Raw genomic sequence first — 18,030 nt, forward strand, 5'->3', positions numbered from 1 at the left:
TGTTTTCAAAAACCGTCAGAAATAGCATCGTCATTCCCGCGCAAGCGGGAATCCATACTGAGTATGCTAACTACGTTCTTCATTTCCACCTCGTTGGCTACAAAGAGTCGACTTCGAGCAGTCAGCATGGGTTCCCGCTTTCGCGGGAACGACGGTATTTCCCTATGGCGGGCCTATTTTCGACGGTAAAAATTATTCCGGACAGCAGTGCGCCTTCGCGGGAACGACGGATCGGCTAGGGGATCAGCATCCGCGCCCGCAACTCGGCAAACAGGTCGTAGAACGAATCCTCGGTCGACTGCCACGCGGCAAAGCCGAGGCGGCGGCTGTTCGCCATGTCCGTCATCACTTCGATGGGACGGCCGAGGTCGAGGTCCGTGTGCCACGGCGACACGAGCCGGTTCAGGTCCGCCTCGACGAGCTTGTGGCGCGTGGCGAGCTCGCGCCAGACGGCGTGGTCGTTCGCCATCTCGGCTTCGAGCGGCCGCATCTCGCCCTCGAAACCGGCGGCCTGGACGCCGAACCATGCCGCGAGCCGGCGCCACAGCCAGCTCCAGCGGAAGTAGTCGCCGTTCGTGATGTTGAAGGCCTCGTTGCGCGCGGCGTCGTGGTCGGCGGCCCAGCGCAGCTGCCGCGCGAGCATGCGCGCATCCGTCACGTCGGACAGGCCTTCCCACTGCGCCCGCGAACCGGGGAAGCGGAACGGCCGGCCCGTCGCCTTGCAGATCGACGCGTACACAGCCAGCGTCGTGCCCAGGTTCATCGCATTGCCGACCGCCATGCCGATGACGGTGTGGGGCCGGTGCACGGTCCACGTGAAGCGGTCACGGGCGGCCGCCGCGTAGACCTCGTCTTCCTGCGCGTAATAAAAATTATCGAGGGGCAGGCGCGGCTGCGATTCGCGCAGCGGCGTGTCGGGCAAGGTACCGGAACTGGCGTACGCCTCGAACGGGCCGAGGTAGTGCTTCAGGCCCGTCACCAGCGCCACGTGGCGCAGCGTCTTGCGGCGGCTGAGGGCATCGAGCAGGTTGCGCACGAGCGTGGCGTTGACGCGGATGTTTTCCGCTTCGCTGTCCTGGCGCATCCACGTCGTGATGAAGACGTGCGTCGGGCCTCCGTCGCCAAATGCCGTGGCGAGCGCTGCGCCGAGCCGTTCCGGATCCATCAGGTCGGCCGGCACGGGGATCAGGCCCGGCAGGTCGGCGGGCGGGCGGCGCGCGAGGCCGTACACGGTCCAGCCGTGGGCCAGCAGTTCCCGTGCCGTGGCATGGCCGCCGATCCCGCTGGCGCCCACGACGAGTGCGCTTCTTTTCATGCCGCTTCTCCTTGTCGATGGCAACCGCTATTCTTGCCCGCTTAGGGAAAGCGCGTCGCACACCTTGTCGATGCCGCCGCCCGGCGGGAAGCGCGCCGCCACCGCACGCGTCCGAGCCGCCAGGCCGGGCGCCGCCAGCAAACCGTCCAGCGCACGCACGAGCCGCCGTTCGTTCAGCCGCCCGGCCGGCAGGCTCGCGCCGACGCCGAGCGCCGTCACGCGCGCGCCGTTGTCGAACTGGTCGTGCGCCAGCGGCACGACGAGTTGCGGCGTCCCCGCGCGCAGCGCCTCCGCCGTCGTGCCGATGCCGCCGTGGTGGACGAGCGCCGCCGCCTGCGGCAGCAGTGCCCGCAGCGGCACGTAGTCCTGCCACAGCATCGATGGCGGCAGGTCGGCCGGCACCTGCTCGCGGTGCGGCGTGAGGAAGATCGCGCGCCGCCCCAGCCGCGTGGCTGCTGCGGCGGCGTCACGAAAATATGCAGCTGCCTGCGTGTTGCCGGTGCCGTGCGTGAACACGAGCGGCGGTGCACCGGCCTGCAGGAACGCCGTCAGGCCGGGCGCCAGCGACGCATCGCCATGCGGATCGAACAAGGGAAAATCGCCGCGCACCAGCGGTTGCGGCCAGTCCGGCTGCGTGGGCGCGAACCAGGCGGGGAACAGCGTCACCGACAGGTCGGGCACGGACGCGATCCAGTCCATCAGCGACGGCACCGGTGCCAGGCCGTGCGGCGTGCGCGCCGCGTTCACGTCCGCCAGCGCGACGGGATCGATGAAGCGCCTGCCCACCCAGCGCCAGAACGCCCGGCGCGCGGACAGCGGCACCCACGCGGGCACGCGCCACGGGCCCACCAGCAACGGATCGTGTACCGTCATGAGGTTCGCCGGCGCGAGGTAGGCGGCGGCGATCCTCACGCCAGGATGCACCACGCGGCACAAGTCGGCCTCGGGCAGCGCGAGCGGATGCACGAGCAGCACGCAGGATTCATCCTGCGGCAGCGCGGCGACGAAGGGCACGATGCGCGCCATCGCGGGCCGCGTCGCGCGCCACACGACGCCGAAGCCGCGCGTGGGATGCCACAGGTCGGGATCGCGCAGCACGGCTTCGTCGGCGGGCAGGCCGGTGAACGGCAAGCCGGTCGGCCGTACCCACGGGCCGTGCTGCTCGGGCGCGAGGAAGCTCACGCGGTGGCCGCGGGCACGCAGGGCGAGCGCCAGCGCGAGAAACGGGAACAGGTCGCCGGCCGAGCCGATCGTGACGACGACGTAGTGTTGGGGTTCGATGCGGCACTCCTGCTAGAATATGGGTTCGTCTTCAGGAGATTCTACCCATGCGCCTGTAATGCCCGCCGTTCGCATGCTTTTCGCACTGCCACGGCCTCGAAACCCTTCCGGCTTTCCTTGGCATCCAGGAGTTCCACATGGCGCATCCCTACTTCGCGGCCCTGCACGGGGTCGACATCATCCTGCCCGACGGGCGCATTCTCTTCACGAACCTGCACGAGCCGTTTCAAGCGGAAACGGTCGGCCTGATCGGCCATAACGGCAGCGGCAAGTCCACGCTCGGGCGCGTGCTCGCGGGCGACATGCCGCCAGCCGCCGGCCGCATCGAACGGCCGGGGCGCATCCGTTACGTGGCGCAGCAGACCGGGGCCACGTCCGCACGCTCCCTGGCCGAAGTCGCCGGTCTCGACGCGCCGTTGGCCGCCCTGCACCGGCTGGCGGACGGCGAGGCACGCGACGAGGATTTCGACCTCATCGGCGACCGCTGGGACCTGGAAGCGCGCTGGAAGGCGATGCTGGACGGCGCCGGGCTCGACGCGGACCTCGAACCGCAAGCATTGTCCGGCGGCCAGCACACGCTGCTCGCGCTGATCGGCGCCTTTTGCTCGGACGCCGACCTGCTCGTGCTGGATGAACCGGGCAACCACCTCGACCTTGGCAACCGCGCCTTCCTGCTCGACCAGATGCGCGCGTGGCGCCAGTCCGGCCGTGGCCTGCTGCTCATCAGCCACGACCGCGATCTGCTGGAGCACGTCGAGCGCACGCTGGAAGTCCATGCGGGCGGTTTGCGGCGCTACGGCGGCGGGTGGTCGCTCGTGGCCGAACAGCGCGACGCGGAACTGGCGGCCGCCGGCGCGAAGCTGGAACGTACGAAGGTCGAGCGCCGCCAGGGCGAGCAAAAGATGCGGGAACAGGCCTCGCGCGCCGCGCGCCGAAGCGCCCGCGGCGCGCGCGCGAAGGCGGACGGCGGCATGCCGAAGATCGTCCTGAACGCCCTGCCCCAGCGCGCCGAGCAGACGGACGGCACCCGGCTCGAGCGCCACGCGCGCGCGCGGCAGGCGTTACAGGATGACGTGGCCGACGCGTTCGCGACCTTCGACGCGTTGCACCGGCAGCCGGCCTTTCCGCAGCTGGACGTCGACATCCCGCCCGGGCAGACGGCGCTCGCATTCGACGCGCTCGTCGCGCGTCGCGGTCCGCGTCAGGCACTTGACTGGCGCGTGCAGGGCGCGGCGCGCATCGCGATGTCGGGGCCGAACGGCTGCGGCAAGTCCACCTTGCTGCGCACGATCGCCGGCGAGATCGCACCGCTGTCCGGCAGCGTGCACGGGCTGCCCGGCGTGCTGCTGGACCAGCACCTGGCCATGCTCGACCCGGCGCGCAGCCTGCTCGATCAACTGAAAAGCACACACGACGCGGGCCGCCTGCGCCAGATGCTCGCGCTCGCGGGGCTGGGCCCGGACCGCATCCTGCGTCCCAGCGGCGAGTTGAGCGGCGGCGAACGCATGCGCGGCGCGCTGCTGCTGGCCGTACTGCGCGAGCCGTCACCGAAGCTATTGATGCTGGACGAGCCGACCAACCACCTCGACCTCGCGAGCGTGGAGGCGCTGGAAGCGATGCTGGGGTCGTGGCCGGGGGCGCTCGTCGTCGTGTCGCACGACGGGCGCTTCCTGGACACGCTGGCGCTCACCCACCGGCTCGAGTGGACGGCGGGTGGGTGGCTGGCCGGCGCCCCGGCGTGAGTGGACCCATCAACTGTCCCGCCAGCGTGGGCGCGTGCGGCGTATCGGTGCCGTAGTCGGACGGCCAGCGGGCCGGCAGGTAATGGGTGCCGAACAGGCGGTCGAGGATCGGCAGCGTCGCCGCGTAGTTGCGGTCGACGTGGTCGTGCCGGGTATGGTGCCAGTGATGGAACGCGGGCGTCGTCACCAGCCGCTCCAGCGGCCCGAGGCGCCAGCGCAGGTCGGCGTGGATGAAGAATCCCCAGAACGTGCCGAGCACCAGGATCAGCGGCGGGGTGCCGCTGCCGGCGGCGCCGGGCGTCGCCAGGCCGAGCAGGTACAACGGCACGAGGCCGAACAGCCGCGTCACGACCATGTCGACGGGATGCGAGCGGGTATTCGCGAGAAAGTGCATCCGCTCGGTACTGTGGTGCAGCGCGTGGAAACGCCATAACCACGGCAGTTCATGGCTGAGCCGGTGTCCCCAGTAGAAGCCTGTTTCGCCGACGATGAAGGCCAGCGCCACCCGCACGGGGGTGGGCCATCCCTGCACCGTCGATGTCAGCGCGGCCGGCACGATGCGCTGCGCCGCGGCGGCCAGCAGCGCCGCCGGCACCGCGAGCACCACGATCGGGACCAGGCTGCTGATGACGTAGTACGCAAGGTCGTGACGCCACGCGCGCCGCGGCAAGCCGTTGCCGCGCATGCCGAACCAGCGCTCGAGCGGCACGAACACGGCCATCAGCAGCACCAGCCAGGCGCCCATCCGCAGCGCGCTCACCGCCCAGTCGTGCAAGGACGCGGGCATGGCCGCTCAGGCCTTCGTCTGGCGGCGGCGTGCCAGGAACGCCGCGAGGCCCACGCCGCCCAGCATCAGGCTCAGGGTCGACGGTTCGGGCACGGCAGCCTGCATCGACACGTTATCGAGCAGCATGAAGGGCGGCGCGCCCGGCGAATTGCTCGCCGCCAGGAAGGACAGCACCTCGCTGGCGCTGGTGGCCGTGAACGTCAGGCTGGCCGTCTTCCATCCGCTGAAGCCGCCGTTGTCGATGGACAGCGCGCCCGCGTTGACGGTGGTGTCGCCGAATCCGACTTTCCAGTAGTTGTTCAGGTTGGCGCCGTCGAAACCGGCCCGCTGGCCCAGCGATTAGAGGAACCTGTCGAGAATCTTCCTGCTCCCCTTGTCGATCCCAAACATGTCGCGGATGAGAAAGTGAATCCCATGACTGTCCGCGATGAGCAGCGAATACGTCCCCAGCCGGCGAATGTCTTCCTCGCCCTTGAGCACGAATTCCGTGTCGCCACGGTCGGTTTTCACCGTCCACGTGCACGGCGTGGCGAAGCTGGACACGTCCTTGATCGACAAAATCTCGGGCATGAATTCGCGGCCGTCGAGTTCTTCCGTCACGAGCGAGCGGATGTCGGCCGGCACCGTGTCGATGTCGTCGATCCAGGCGACTTCCTTGCCGCCGTCGCGCACGAGCGAGATGCCTTTCGACGGCGCCTGCACGGGGAATGAGCGCACGGGCGTGACGCCCACGAATTCCTCGCCCTCGGCATTCGTCAGGACCAGCTTCCCGAACGGGTCGCGCCTCAATTGAAAAGTTGCATTCATCGTTCAGTCGTCCTTGCTGCCGTCGTCGTCCGGATCCTGGTCCACGTTGCGCGCCTGCGCTTCGTACAGGCGGTAATACGCGCCTTCGCGCGCCATCAGTTCGTCGTGGTTGCCCTCTTCCACCACCTGGCCGCGGTCCAGCACGACGAGGCGGTCGGCACGGTGCAAGGTGGACAGGCGGTGCGCGATGGCGATCGTCGTGCGGCCCTGCACGAGATTGTCCAGCGCCTTCTGGATTTCCTTTTCCGTTTCCGAGTCGACGGACGACGTCGCTTCGTCCATGATCAGGATCGGCGGGTCGATCAGCAGCGCGCGGGCGATCGAGATGCGCTGGCGCTCGCCGCCGGACAGGCCCTGGCCCCGCTCCCCGACCATCGAGTCATACCCCTGCGGCAGGCGCAGGATGAATTCGTGGGCGTGCGCGGCGCGGGCGGCGGCGATGATCTCTTCGCGCGTCGCATCCGGCTTGCCGTAGGCGATGTTGTCCGCGATGGTGCCGAAGAACAGGAACGGCTCCTGCAGCACGAGGCCGATGTGGCGGCGGTAGTCCGCGACGGCAAAGCTGCGGATGTCGCGGCCGTCCAGCAGGATCGCGCCTTCCGCCACGTCGTAGAAGCGGCAGATCAGGTTGACCAGGGTGCTCTTGCCCGAGCCGGAGTGGCCCACGAGGCCCACCATCTCGCCGGCCTTGATGTTCAGCGAAATGCCGCGGTTGACGGCGCGGTTGCCGTAGCGGAAGCCCACTTCGCGCAGCGCGATATTGCCCTCGACCTTGTCCAGCTTGACCGGATTGACGGGGTCGGGAACGCTCGACACGTGGTCGAGGATGTCGAAGATGCGCTTCGCGGCCGACGCGGATTTCTGCGTGACGGACACGATGCGGCTCATCGAATCGAGACGGACGTAGAAGCGGCCGCTGTACGCGATGAACGCCGACAGCACGCCGACGGTGATCTCCTGCTGGCTGACCTGCCAGATGCCGAAGCACCAGATGATGAGCAGGCCCAGTTCCGTCAGCAGCGACACGGTCGGTGAGAACAGCGACCACACCTTGTTCAATTTGTCGTTGACGGCCAGGTTGTGTTTATTGGCCTCGCGGAAGCGCGACGCCTCGCGGTGCTCCTGCGCGAACGCCTTCACGACGCGGATGCCGGGGATCGTGTCCGCCAGCACGTTCGTGACCTCGCCCCACACGCGGTCGATCTTTTCGAAGCCCGTGCGCAGCTTGTCGCGTACGACGTGGATCATCCACGCGATGAACGGCAGCGGCACCAGCGTGATCAGGGCCAGCTTGGCATTGATGCTGAACAGGATCACGCCCGTCATGATGATCATGAGGACGTCGGACAGGAAGTCCAGCAGGTGCAGCGACAGGAACACGCAGATGCGGTCCGAGCCGCTGCCGATGCGCGACATGAGGTCGCCCGTGCGCTTGCCGCCGAAGAATTCCAGCGACAATCTCAGCAGGTGTTCATAGGTCTCGGAACGCATGTCGGCGCCCATCCGCTCGGACACGAGGGCGAGGATGTACGTGCGGCCCCAGCCCAGCGCCCAGGCCAGCATGCTCGATGCGAACAGGCCGCCCATGTACATGTAGACGAGGTGCGTGTCGATGTGCTTGCCGTTCTGGTAAGGGATCAGCACATTGTCCATCAGCGGCATCGTCAGATACGGCGGAATCATGTGTGCGCCGGTACTTGCCAACATAAGCAAGAATCCGAGGAGCAATTGACCCTTGTATGGCCGGGCGAAGCGCCACAGGCGGAACAGGGTCCAGGTCGACGGCGGCGTATGCAGCACCTTGGTGCAGATCGGGCAGTCTTCCTGGTCCGGTTCCAGCGGCGCCTTGCAACTCGGGCAAGTATGTTGCTCGGGCGCTTGCACGGCGACGCCGCTGACGTGGCTTTCGACCTGGTCCTCGAACTGGTCGACGACGCGGATGGCTTGCAGGTTCTGGCCCAAGGTAAAGCGCCAGGCAGCCAGCAGGCCGTTCTGGTCGACGAGTTCGAGGTGGCCGACGCCCGCATGGTCGTGGTGGCGCATTGTCAAACCGGCACGATACGGCCAGTCGCGCCACATCGTGTCGCCGGGCGCGCGGGTCAGCAGGCGGTAATTCGTGACGACAAGAATACCTTTGGTGAAACGTAATTTCGCATCGAGGTCAACCTCGACGCTGTTTAAAACGTTTTCCCCTGGCGCAAGCTTCTTCGCGACGTCCGCCTGCCAGTGCTCAGGCAGGAAACCGGCGGTCGACGCCTGCGGACCGGAGGGAACAAGTTGTTGAGTTGTCATGTGATGCCGCCGGCAAAGGCGAGTTTTGGTTCTGATCTGTACGATGGAACGTTGAGGGCGGTGTTGCCGTTGACACGCGCACCTTCCGAAACGCGGCGCTTCGGCGTGTACGGTATTCTATCGGAGGGGCCAGAGTGGCAGAAATCGGTTCGGCACGGTAAGCTTCGTTCCGGCAAGTATACAACATGTGCATTATGGAAAGAGAGGAAGACGGGGCCGCGATCCGGCAGCGTCTTTGGCCATCGATGTGCAAACTTAGGCAATGCCACGCGATGAGAGAGCGGTCGTCGCGTGGCTGGATATTTTCATGACAAATAAGAAAGACATTGCAATTCTTCGTGTAAACCACCTGCGTGGACCGAACATCTGGACCTACCGCCCTGTCATCGAAACGTGGCTCGACATCGGCGAACTCGAAGAATGTCCTTCGAATAAACTTCCCGGCCTGTATGAACGCCTCACCGCCTGGCTGCCGGGCCTGATCGAACACCGCTGCGGCGTCGGCGAACGGGGCGGCTTCCTGGAGCGCCTGCGCGACGGCACCTGGTCCGGTCACATTCTCGAACACATTGTCCTCGAATTGCAGAACCTGGCCGGCATGAAGACCGGTTTCGGCAAGACCCGCTCCACCGCCGACCACGGCATTTATAAAATGGCATTCCGCACACGCGACGAGACCGTCGGCCGTGCCGCCCTGCAAGCCGGCCACGCGCTCTTGATGTCCGCCATCAACGACACCCCGTTCGACCTGCAGGCCAAGGTCGATGAGCTGACGGAACTGGTCGACCGCTACTGCCTGGGTCCGTCGACCGGCCACATCGTCGACGCCGCCACCGACCGCCGCATCCCCTCTATCCGCCTGACCGAAGGCAACCTCGTGCAGCTGGGCCACGGCAGCGCGCAGCGCCGCATCTGGACGGCCGAGACGGACCGTACGAGCGCCATCGGCGAATCCATCGCCAGCGACAAGGACCTCACCAAGACCCTGCTCGCCTCCTGCGGCGTGCCAGTCCCCGAGGGGTCGGTGGTTCGCAGCGCGGCAGCGGCGTGGGAAGAAGCGCAGGACATCGGCCTGCCCGTCGCCATCAAACCCGTCGACGGCAACCATGGCCGCGGCGTGTCGCTGAACCTGATGTCGGAAGCGGACGTGCATGCCGCCTACGCCATCGCGGCCGAAGAAGGCGATTCCAGCGCCGTCCTCGTCGAGCGCTTCATTCCCGGCAACGAACACCGCCTGCTCGTCGTCGGTTCGAAAGTCGTCGCCGCCGCCAAAGGCGAATCGCTGTGGGTCGTCGGCGACGGCACCTCCACCGTCACCCAGCTGTGCGACAGCCAGATCAACATCGACCCGCGCCGCGGCAATTCCGAAGAATTCCCGCTCAGCCCCGTCGTGCCGGCCGAAAGCGATGAAGTCATGCTGGACCTGAAACGCCAGGGCCTCACGCCGGATTCGGTCCCGCAGGCGGGCCAGAAAGTGCTGATCCAGTTGAACGGCAACGTGGCCGACGACGTCACGGACGAGGTCCACCCGGAAGTCGCGCACGTGGCCGCGCTGGCCGCGCGCGTCGTGGGCCTGGACATCGCCGGCATCGACCTCGTGTGCGAGGACATCTCGCGTCCGCTGGAAGAACAGCGCGGCGCCATCATCGAAGTCAATTCCAGCCCCGGCCTGCTCGCGCACATCAAGCCCGCCCAGGGCGAGCCGCGCAACGTGGGCAAGGCCATCGTCGAGCACCTGTTTGCCGAGGGCGAGACGGGCCGCATTCCGCTCGTGGGCGTCACGGGCACCACGGACGCCGCACTCGCCGCGCGCCTCGTCGGCACCGTGCTGAACCTGGCCGGCAAGCACGTGGGCGTGGCCAACCGCGAGGGCCTGTTCCTCGACGGCCGCCAGGTCACGGCGCAGGACGGCACCCGCTTCGACGCCGGCCAGCGCCTGCTGATCAACCGCACCGTGCAGGCCGCCGTGTTCGAATCGAACGCGCGCACGATCCTGACCGAGGGCCTGCCGTACGACCGCTGCCTCGTCGGCATCGTGACCGACATGGGCGACGTGGCCGACGTGGCCGACCTGTACGTGCGCGACGACGATGCGCTCTACAACGTCGTACGCAGCCAGGTCGACGTCGTGCTGTCCGATGGCGCGGCCGTGCTGAACGCGGCCGATGAACGCGTGGCCGCGCTGGCCGAACTGTCCGACGGCGCCGTGCTGTACTACGCGCCGGACGAAGCCAACACCACCCTGGCCGCGCACCGCGCGGGCGGCGGCCGCGTCGCATTCGTGCGCAACCACCACATCGTCCTGGCCCAGGGCAGCGAGGAAATGCCGCTGCTGGGCATCGACAAAGTGAAGCCCGCCACCGCCGCGCAGCCGAATGCCCTGCTCGCGGCCGCGCTGGCCGGCTGGGCGCTGGACGTGCCGACGGACCTGATCTGCGCCGGCCTGCGCACGTTCGACCCGGCCGGCAAAAAGAAAAAGGCCTGATGACGAGCCCGGCATTGACCGGGCCGATGCCGCAAGACCCTAAAGGAAAGACTTATGGAAGTATCACGCGTACGCGCCCTGCGCGGTCCCAACCTCTGGAGCCACCACACGTCGATCGAGGCGATCGTCGCCTGCTTGCCGGAAGAGGAATCGATCGGCGCCCTGCCCGGCTTCGAGACGCGCCTGCGCGCCCTGTTCCCGGAAATCTGGCCGCTGCAGCCGACCGGCCATGACGACACGATCCCGCTGGCCCAGGTGCTGGAAGTCGCCGCGCTGGCCCTGCAGGCGCAGGCCGGCTGCCCCGTCACGTTCAGCCGCACCACCGCCACGCTGGAGCGCGGCATTTACCAGGTCGTCGTCGAGTACAGCGAAGAAGACGTGGGCCGCCTCGCGATGGAACTGGCGGAACAGCTGTGCGCCGCCGCCCGCAACGACCAGCCATTCGACCTCGATGCGGCCCTGAAGCAGCTGCGCGACCTGGACGAGGACGTGCGCCTCGGCCCGTCGACGGGTTCGATCGTGCACGCCGCCGTCGCGCGCGGCATCCCGTACCGCCGCCTGACCGAGGGCAGCCTCGTGCAATTCGGCTGGGGCAGCCGCCAGCGCCGCATCCAGGCCGCCGAGATCGACGCCACGGGTGCCATCGCGGAATCCATCGCGCAAGATAAAGAACTGACCAAGACCCTGCTGAACGCGGCCGGCGTGCCTGTGCCGCTGGGCCGCAGCGTGAGCGATCCGGACGACGCGTGGGCCGCCGCGCAGGAAATCGGCCTGCCGGTCGTGATCAAGCCGAAGGACGGCAACCAGGGCAAGGGCGTGACCGTGAACGTCACCACGCGCGCGCAGCTCGACAAGGGCTTTGCCGCCGCGTCCGAGTTCCGCGACGAGATCATGGTCGAAAAATACCTGCCGGGCCATGACTACCGCCTGCTCGTCGTCGGCAACAAGCTCGTCGCCGCCGCGCGCCGCGACCCGCCGCACGTGGTGGGCGATGGCGTGCACACCGTGCGCCAGCTCGTCGACATCGTCAACAAGGACCCGCGCCGCGGCGACGGCCACGCGACGTCGCTCACCAAGATCCGCTTCGACGACATCGCCCTCGGCTCGCTGGCGAAGCAGGGCTATGACGCGGAATCGGTCCCGCCGAAGGGCCAGCGCGTCACCCTGCGCAACAACGCCAACCTGTCGACGGGCGGCTCGGCGACGGACGTCACGGACGACGTGCATCCGGAAGTGGCGGCGCGCGCCATCGCGGCCGCACACATGGTCGGCCTGGACATCTGCGGCGTCGACCTCGTGTGCGACAGCGTGCTGAAACCCATCGAGGACCAGGGCGGCGGCATCGTCGAAGTGAACGCCGCGCCGGGCCTGCGCATGCACATCTCGCCGTCGTTCGGCAAGGGCCGCGCCGTCGGCGAAGCCATCATGGACACGCTGTACGGTCCGGGCGACGACGGCCGCATCCCGGTCGTCGCCGTGACGGGCACGAACGGCAAGACGACGACCGTGCGCCTGATCGCGCACCTCCTCGCGAGCTCGGGCCTGCGCACCGGCATGACGAACACGGACGGCGTGTACATCCAGGGCCGCCGCATCGACAGCGGCGACTGCAGCGGTCCGCGCAGCGCGCGCAACGTGCTGCTGCATCCGGACGTCGACGCGGCCGTGTTCGAGACGGCCCGCGGCGGCATCCTGCGCGAGGGTCTCGCGTACGACCGCTGCCAGGTCGGCGTGGTCACGAACATCGGCTCCGGCGACCACCTGGGCCTGAACTTCATCACCACCCTGGAAGACCTCGCGGTCCTGAAGCGCGTGATCGTCCAGAACGTCGCGCCGAACGGCATGGCCGTGCTGAACGCGGCCGACCCGATCGTCGCGGGCATGGCCGAGAACACGAAGGGCGACATCACCTACTTCGCCGCGGACGCCTCGCTGCCCGTCATGCAGAAGCACCGCGCGCAGGGCCGCCGCATCGTCTACGTCGACAAGGGCCACCTCGTCGCGGCGCAGGGCAAGAACGAAGAACGCGTGCCGCTGCTTGACGTGCCCATCACCCGCGGCGGCGTGATCGGCTTCCAGGTCGAGAACGTGATGGCCGCCGTGGCCGCCGCCTGGGCCGTGAACATCTCGTGGGATGCGATCCGCGTCGGCCTCAAGACGTTCGTCGGCGAAAGTGACAATGCCCCGGGCCGCTTCAACGTGTTCGACTACCGCGGCGCCACCGTCATCGCCGACTACGGCCACAACCCGGACGCGATCCAGGCCCTCGTGAACGCCGTCGAATCGATGCCGGCCAAGCGCCGCGCGGTGGTGATCTCCGGCGCGGGCGACCGCCGCGACGAGGACATCCGCGACCAGACCCGCATCCTGGGCAGAGCGTTCGACGACGTGCTGCTGTACGAAGACCAGTGCCAGCGCGGCCGCCTCGAGGGCGAAGTCGTCGGCCTGCTGCGCGAGGGCCTCGCCGGCGCGCCCCGGACGACGCACATCGACGAGATCAAGGGCGAGTTCGTCGCCATCGACAAGGCGCTCGAACGCCTGCAGCCGGGCGACCTGGCGCTGATCCTGATCGACCAGGTGGACGAGGCGCTGGCGCACATCGCCAAGCGGGTCAAGGAAGGCTAAGGTCTTTGTCGTGTTGTTGCTGAACGGGCGCCGCGTGCGCCCGTTTTGCTTTTTGTTGGTGCCGCGCAGAAACGTCGGACGCCGCGCACGCTACGTTAGGAAACGAACGTGGCTAGACGCGGCATCTGGCATACCATGAGTGAGAATTCGAGCGAGCGGTGCAACCATGACGATCGACAAGCAATCCCACCCCGTTGCCGACAACGACCCGGCCCCCGAGATGCCGTTCCGGCGCCTCCTGTACCGCTTCCTGTTCTTCGACTGGCTGTTCCGCGACGTCAGCGCCGCGCGCGACCGCATCGAACGGCATGCCGCGCGCCAGCACAACCGCAAGATGAGCCGCTACCTGCCCGTCTACCTGCGGCGCTGGTCCTTTCTCACCGCGTTCGATTTCGCGCTCGGCATCCTGTTCGAAAAGGTGCTGCAGGCCGGGATCGTGTCCGCCTGGTTCTTTACTTGGTCGTGCGTGACCTTTACCGGCATGGTCGTCATCACGGTGGCCTGGCTCATCCTCAATCACGCGCGGCTGTCCTGAGCTTGATGCTCAGTAAATTACCCTGGTGCAATTGACGAGAAACTGAGGTCCTCAACCACAAGGAGGACGTCATGACTTATCGATGGATCGACGACCAGGGTTTGCTGAAGAAAATGCTGGGTGAACGGCGAATCGACCGCTGGACGGCCGAGAACGTGCAGGATGCGTTGCGAGCGCGGGGTGTGCATGCGGCGGCAAGGGCGATGGAGTACCGGCGCGTGCAGCTGGAGACGGCGCTCAGGGTGTTGGCGGTACCGGGCGCCCGGAGAAGAAACATGCCGACCTGAACAAACGGTTCTGCGGGGCGCCAAGTCTGACCGTGTTCACGCCCCGTTCGCTTCCTGGATTTCATTCCGTCACCAGCACGCTGTCGCCCAGCCGTGCACACCGTGGGCCGTATCCCCACAAACGTCGCAAAACCGTACGATCCGCTCTCCCCGCAAAGTTCGGACTTGGCGCCCCCCCTGCCCCGCTGTTCCCGATCTTGACCACATGAACGTTCCACGCGAAATCAACGCCGACGCGGCCAAACGCCTCGCGACCGAAAAGCACACCCCGATGATGCATGGGTGTGTTCTCGACTGAGAAACCGGGATAATCAGGGAAACCTACGCCGGATGCTACGCCGATGAAGCGCGGCAATTCGTTGATTCTCGCGACGCTTCTTGTCACTGCAAGCGCAATATGGGCCACTTTCTTCGCGCGATAGAGTCGAGTCAACGAGGCAAATGATTTATACTGTTTACTCGATTTAGGAGAGAGTTCGGCTGCTCAAGTTACGGCTCCCAGCATTCCTCCGGCCCGTACCGGGGACCCACGAAAAACATCGCTTCGCGAGGTGATCAATGCGCTGCGTTACCTGGTGAGATCGGGCTGCAAATGACGCACGCTGCCCAATGATTTCCTCCCTACCAGGCGGTGTGTTACTGGTTCAGACGCCTGATGCGACGCTTCTTGTTGCGAACGATCTACGATCTGGCCCTAATGCTCGACCGGATGTGTGAACGACACGAGGTCCCCCCTTCGGCGGGCATCGTTGACAGCCAGTTGGTGAAAGCACCGGCGGCCTGGTGACGACCACGCGCGGCAAGACCGGCGCGTGCACCCTGGCCCGTCCTCCCGAGGCGATTACCCTGCTCGATATCTACCGCGCCGCCGAGGCGCCTCCGGCCGCGATCCCGCACGCCTATCCGCTGCAGCCGGACTGCCCGGTCAGCGTGGCGATCCGCCCCGCGATGACGGGCATGCTCGATCACGCCCAGGTCGCGTTCGAGGCGGCGCTGGGGCAGCAGACGCTGGCTGCGCTGCTGACCGAGATCCACACGGCCAACGGCGCGCCGGACTGAAGCGTCGGCGCTGGCCGTCGTGTGGTGTCAGTGGTGATCGACGCCGAATCTCCGAAGAACGTTCAAAAAAACCGCGGAAGCATTCAAGGCAGCCGCCGGTGGCGCCTTGACGCAGCTACGGTGCAGGGCTTCTAATTAAGATGTCGCTCGACATCTTAATTAGAGCGCATCCAAGGAGCTGCAATGACCACCAAAACCTATCTGATTACCGGCGCCACTGGCGATACCGGCCGCCATACCGCCCTTTCCCTGCTCGACCGGGGGCTGGGCGTGCGCGCTTTCGTCCACACTCTCGACGAGCGTTCCGACGCGCTACGCAAGGCCGGCGCGGACATCGTCCAGGGCGACCTGCTCGACATCGACAGCGTCAAAACCGCGCTCGACGGCGCTGCGGGCGCCTATTTCGTCTATCCCCTGCGCCCGGGATTGCTGGACGCCACCGCCTACTTCGCCCAGGCTGCCAAGGAAGTCGGGACTCCGGTCGTCGTCAACATGTCGCAGATCTCCGCGCGCCGCGACGCAGCCAGCAACGCCGCACGCAATCACTGGATCGGCGAACGCATTCTGGACTGGTCGGACGTGCCGACGGTACACGTGCGTCCCACCTATTTCGCGCAATGGCTGCTGTATCCGCACGTGCGCGCCGGAATCCGCGAGGAAGGCGCGATCAAGCTGCCTTTCGGCGATGGCCGCCACGCGCCCATTGCGGCCGAGGACCAGGGCCGCACGATCGCCGCCATCCTCGCCGATCCGGCGCAGCACATCGGCAAGACCCATGTGCTGAATGGCCCGGTCGAGATGGACGAACACGGTATTGCCGCCGCGGTCTCGGAAGCGCTCGGCAAGACCGTGCGCTACCAACCGATTTCCATCGATGACTACCGCGAACGTCTCGCTGCAAGCGGGCTGTGGCCTTACCTCATCCAGCACCTCGTGGAAGTGGGCATCGATTGCAGCAACGGCGTGTTCGAAGGCACCGACCAGGTCATCGAGCGTCTCACCGGAACGCCTCCGATGACGGTACAGGCGTTCGTGGACAAGCACCGCGCCGCATTCGGCTGAGCACAGACGGCCGCCTGGTCGCCATTCTTCGATTCAAGGACCGGCCAGCCGGCCGGTCGAAACCTCATAGAACCCATCATGAAACACCACCAAATCGCCGTGCGCCTTGCGACCATCGCGATCGCCGCGGCGCCCCTCCTGACGGCCGCGGGCTGCAGTTCCAGCGAAGCCGCGACACCGGCGCAGGCCGGTCCCGCGCCGGCTCCACGCGTTACCGCGATCCTCGTGCACGGCGCCTGGGCGGACGGTTCCAGCTGGTCGCGCATCACGCCCCTGCTGCAGGCGCGCGGCATCGATGTCGTGGCAGTGCAGCTGCGCCGCGCGAGCCTGGCGGAGGACGCCGCCATCGTGCAGCGCGCCGTCGCCGACCAGAAAGGCAAGGTCGTGCTGGTCGGCCATTCCTACGGCGGTGCCGCGATCACGGAAGGCGGCAACGACGCCAGGGTAGGCGCGCTCGTCTACGTGGCGGCCTTTGCCCCGGGCGACGGTGAGTCCATCAACGACATGATCAGCCCCTACCCGGCCGGCGCCTGGCAGGCCGGGCTGGTGCCCGATTCCGCCGGCAACCTGCGACTGGATACGGCGTCCTACCTGACCTATTTTGCCGCCGACCTGCCCAGGGACGAGGCCACCGTCCTGGCGACTTCGCAAGGCCCGATCTTCGCCCACGTCCTGCAGGACAAGGTGACCAGTGCCGCGTGGAAGACCAAGCCGTCCTACTGGGCGCTGAGCGCCAACGACCAGATCATTCCGGCCGCGTTCCAGCAGGGCGAAGCCGCCCGCATCAAGGCCAGGGTCACCACCATCGCGGGCGGTCATACCGAACTGCTGTCGCATCCCCAGGAAGTGGCGGCCGTCATCCTCGACGCCGTCGAGCATCTGCAGTAAGCGAAGCGGCCGCCCGTGTGGCGGCCGCCCTCGTATCAATAGCCGCCGCGCAGGAACACCGCATCCGGAGCGCCCAGCCCGGCGCGCAGGGCCTGCGTCCCGGCATCGGCCAGCACCTCCTCGGCACCGGCTGCGACGGCATCCAGGGTCGTCGCGGCCACCTGTGCCGGATCCGATTTCGGCACGTCGAACTCACGCGTCAAGTCGGTGTCCATCGGCCCGACGTGCAGCGCCACGACCCGCGTTCCCTGACCGCGCAGCGACACGCGTAGCGTGTTGGTATAGCTCCAGGCGGCGCTCTTGGTCGCCGCATATGCCGCCAAGAAGGTCACGCCGAACCAGGTCGCGTCCGACAGCACGTTGACGATCGCGCCGCCGCCGTTGCGCGCCAGCGTCGGCGCGAACGCCTGCGACACACGTACCAGGCCGTGGTAGTTGGTGTCCATCAGTTCGTTCGTCAGCGCGCTCACGTCCGGATCGAGCGCGCCCTGCGACAAGCGGGCCGTGCCGGCATTGTTGACCACCATCGTGACGTCGGGACATGCGGCGGCGGCGCGGCGCACACTGTCGTCGTCGCGCACGTCCAGCTGCACCGGCACGATGCCCGGCTCGCGGAAGTCCCCGGTGAGGCGCACGCCGGCATATACCTTGGCACCGCGCTCGCGCGCGGCGCGCGCAAGCGCCAGGCCGAGGCCCCTCGATGCACCGGTGACGAATACGACCTGCTGTTTGAAATCCATGTGTTCTCCTGACAAAGTAAGCGCTCGCGCGCGGGCGGATCCGAATGCCGTCAACGCATCTCATTTAGATGTCGTCCATCATATATATCGCAGAGGATTGTAGCAACATCGATCGATGCAATTTT

Annotated in this window: 16 protein-coding genes; 9 read left to right on the forward strand and 7 right to left on the reverse strand. The window is 67.1% G+C overall.

Features of this window, described 5'->3' with window-relative positions; all coding sequences use genetic code 11:
- Positions 1-235: 235 nt before the first annotated feature.
- Positions 236-1,315: an SDR family oxidoreductase gene (locus tag QPK29_RS19915; RefSeq protein WP_371770845.1), complete on the reverse strand. Its 1,080-nt coding sequence runs from the start codon at positions 1,313-1,315 to the stop codon at positions 236-238.
- A gap of 27 nt (positions 1,316-1,342) precedes the next feature.
- Positions 1,343-2,596 carry a nucleotide disphospho-sugar-binding domain-containing protein gene (locus tag QPK29_RS19920; RefSeq protein WP_371770892.1) on the reverse strand — a complete coding sequence of 418 codons (1,254 nt, stop codon included), beginning with the start codon at positions 2,594-2,596 and terminating at the stop codon, positions 1,343-1,345.
- A gap of 137 nt (positions 2,597-2,733) precedes the next feature.
- Here QPK29_RS19920 and QPK29_RS19925 point away from each other — a divergent pair, with 137 nt between their 5' ends.
- On the forward strand, positions 2,734-4,338 hold the full coding sequence (locus QPK29_RS19925; RefSeq protein WP_371770846.1) for an ABC-F family ATP-binding cassette domain-containing protein: 1,605 nt from the start codon (positions 2,734-2,736) through the stop codon (positions 4,336-4,338).
- On the opposite strand, the gene QPK29_RS19930 is transcribed toward QPK29_RS19925, so the two are convergent.
- Together QPK29_RS19930 and QPK29_RS19935 are read right to left on the reverse strand one after the other, a co-directional pair.
- Positions 4,283-5,125 (reverse strand): sterol desaturase family protein, encoded by an 843-nt coding sequence (locus QPK29_RS19930; protein ID WP_371770847.1) that lies wholly within the window; start codon positions 5,123-5,125, stop codon positions 4,283-4,285. The genes QPK29_RS19925 and QPK29_RS19930 overlap by 56 nt on opposite strands.
- Positions 5,126-5,131: 6 nt before the next feature.
- On the reverse strand, positions 5,132-5,251 hold the full coding sequence (locus QPK29_RS19935; RefSeq protein ID WP_371770848.1) for a PEP-CTERM sorting domain-containing protein: 120 nt from the start codon (positions 5,249-5,251) through the stop codon (positions 5,132-5,134).
- Here QPK29_RS19935 and QPK29_RS19940 point away from each other — a divergent pair.
- Positions 5,250-5,420 carry a hypothetical protein gene (locus QPK29_RS19940; RefSeq protein WP_371770849.1) on the forward strand — a complete coding sequence of 57 codons (171 nt, stop codon included), beginning with the start codon at positions 5,250-5,252 and terminating at the stop codon, positions 5,418-5,420. The two genes, QPK29_RS19935 and QPK29_RS19940, sit on opposite strands and share 2 nt — an antisense overlap.
- Positions 5,421-5,464: 44 nt before the next feature.
- On the opposite strand, the gene QPK29_RS19945 is transcribed toward QPK29_RS19940, so the two are convergent.
- Both QPK29_RS19945 and QPK29_RS19950 read right to left on the reverse strand, forming a co-directional pair.
- Complete coding sequence (locus tag QPK29_RS19945) at positions 5,465-5,932, reverse strand: cyanophycin metabolism-associated DUF1854 family protein (protein WP_056136659.1); 468 nt, start codon at positions 5,930-5,932, stop codon at positions 5,465-5,467.
- A 3-nt stretch (positions 5,933-5,935) separates the two neighbouring features.
- Positions 5,936-8,224, reverse strand: a complete 2,289-nt coding sequence (locus QPK29_RS19950; protein WP_160410266.1) for a cyanophycin metabolism-associated ABC transporter — start codon at positions 8,222-8,224, stop codon at positions 5,936-5,938.
- A gap of 307 nt (positions 8,225-8,531) precedes the next feature.
- On the opposite strand from QPK29_RS19950, the gene QPK29_RS19955 reads away from it, so the two are divergent.
- From QPK29_RS19955 to QPK29_RS19985, 7 genes are all read left to right on the forward strand, one after another.
- Positions 8,532-10,709, forward strand: coding sequence for a cyanophycin synthetase (locus QPK29_RS19955; protein WP_371770850.1), 2,178 nt, complete (start codon positions 8,532-8,534; stop codon positions 10,707-10,709).
- 54 nt (positions 10,710-10,763) lie between these two features.
- Positions 10,764-13,334: a cyanophycin synthetase gene (gene cphA / locus QPK29_RS19960; RefSeq protein WP_371770851.1), complete on the forward strand. Its 2,571-nt coding sequence runs from the start codon at positions 10,764-10,766 to the stop codon at positions 13,332-13,334.
- A gap of 166 nt (positions 13,335-13,500) precedes the next feature.
- Positions 13,501-13,869, forward strand: a complete 369-nt coding sequence (locus tag QPK29_RS19965; protein ID WP_258848608.1) for a hypothetical protein — start codon at positions 13,501-13,503, stop codon at positions 13,867-13,869.
- Between the two features lie 71 nt (positions 13,870-13,940).
- Positions 13,941-14,156, forward strand: coding sequence for a hypothetical protein (locus tag QPK29_RS19970; protein WP_371770852.1), 216 nt, complete (start codon positions 13,941-13,943; stop codon positions 14,154-14,156).
- 783 nt (positions 14,157-14,939) lie between these two features.
- Complete coding sequence (locus QPK29_RS19975; RefSeq protein ID WP_219845308.1) at positions 14,940-15,215, forward strand: Rrf2 family transcriptional regulator; 276 nt, start codon at positions 14,940-14,942, stop codon at positions 15,213-15,215.
- A gap of 183 nt (positions 15,216-15,398) precedes the next feature.
- Positions 15,399-16,277, forward strand: a complete 879-nt coding sequence (locus QPK29_RS19980; RefSeq protein ID WP_105378297.1) for an NmrA family NAD(P)-binding protein — start codon at positions 15,399-15,401, stop codon at positions 16,275-16,277.
- 78 nt (positions 16,278-16,355) lie between these two features.
- On the forward strand, positions 16,356-17,165 hold the full coding sequence (locus QPK29_RS19985; protein WP_105378298.1) for an alpha/beta hydrolase: 810 nt from the start codon (positions 16,356-16,358) through the stop codon (positions 17,163-17,165).
- A gap of 35 nt (positions 17,166-17,200) precedes the next feature.
- Here QPK29_RS19985 and QPK29_RS19990 read toward each other — a convergent pair whose 3' ends face one another.
- A complete protein-coding gene (locus tag QPK29_RS19990) occupies positions 17,201-17,905 on the reverse strand; it encodes an SDR family NAD(P)-dependent oxidoreductase (RefSeq protein ID WP_105378299.1) in 705 nt (234 codons plus the stop codon).
- Positions 17,906-18,030: the final 125 nt, after the last annotated feature.

The organism is Massilia orientalis, assembly GCF_030411975.2.
Lineage (GTDB): Bacteria > Pseudomonadota > Gammaproteobacteria > Burkholderiales > Burkholderiaceae_D > Telluria > Telluria orientalis.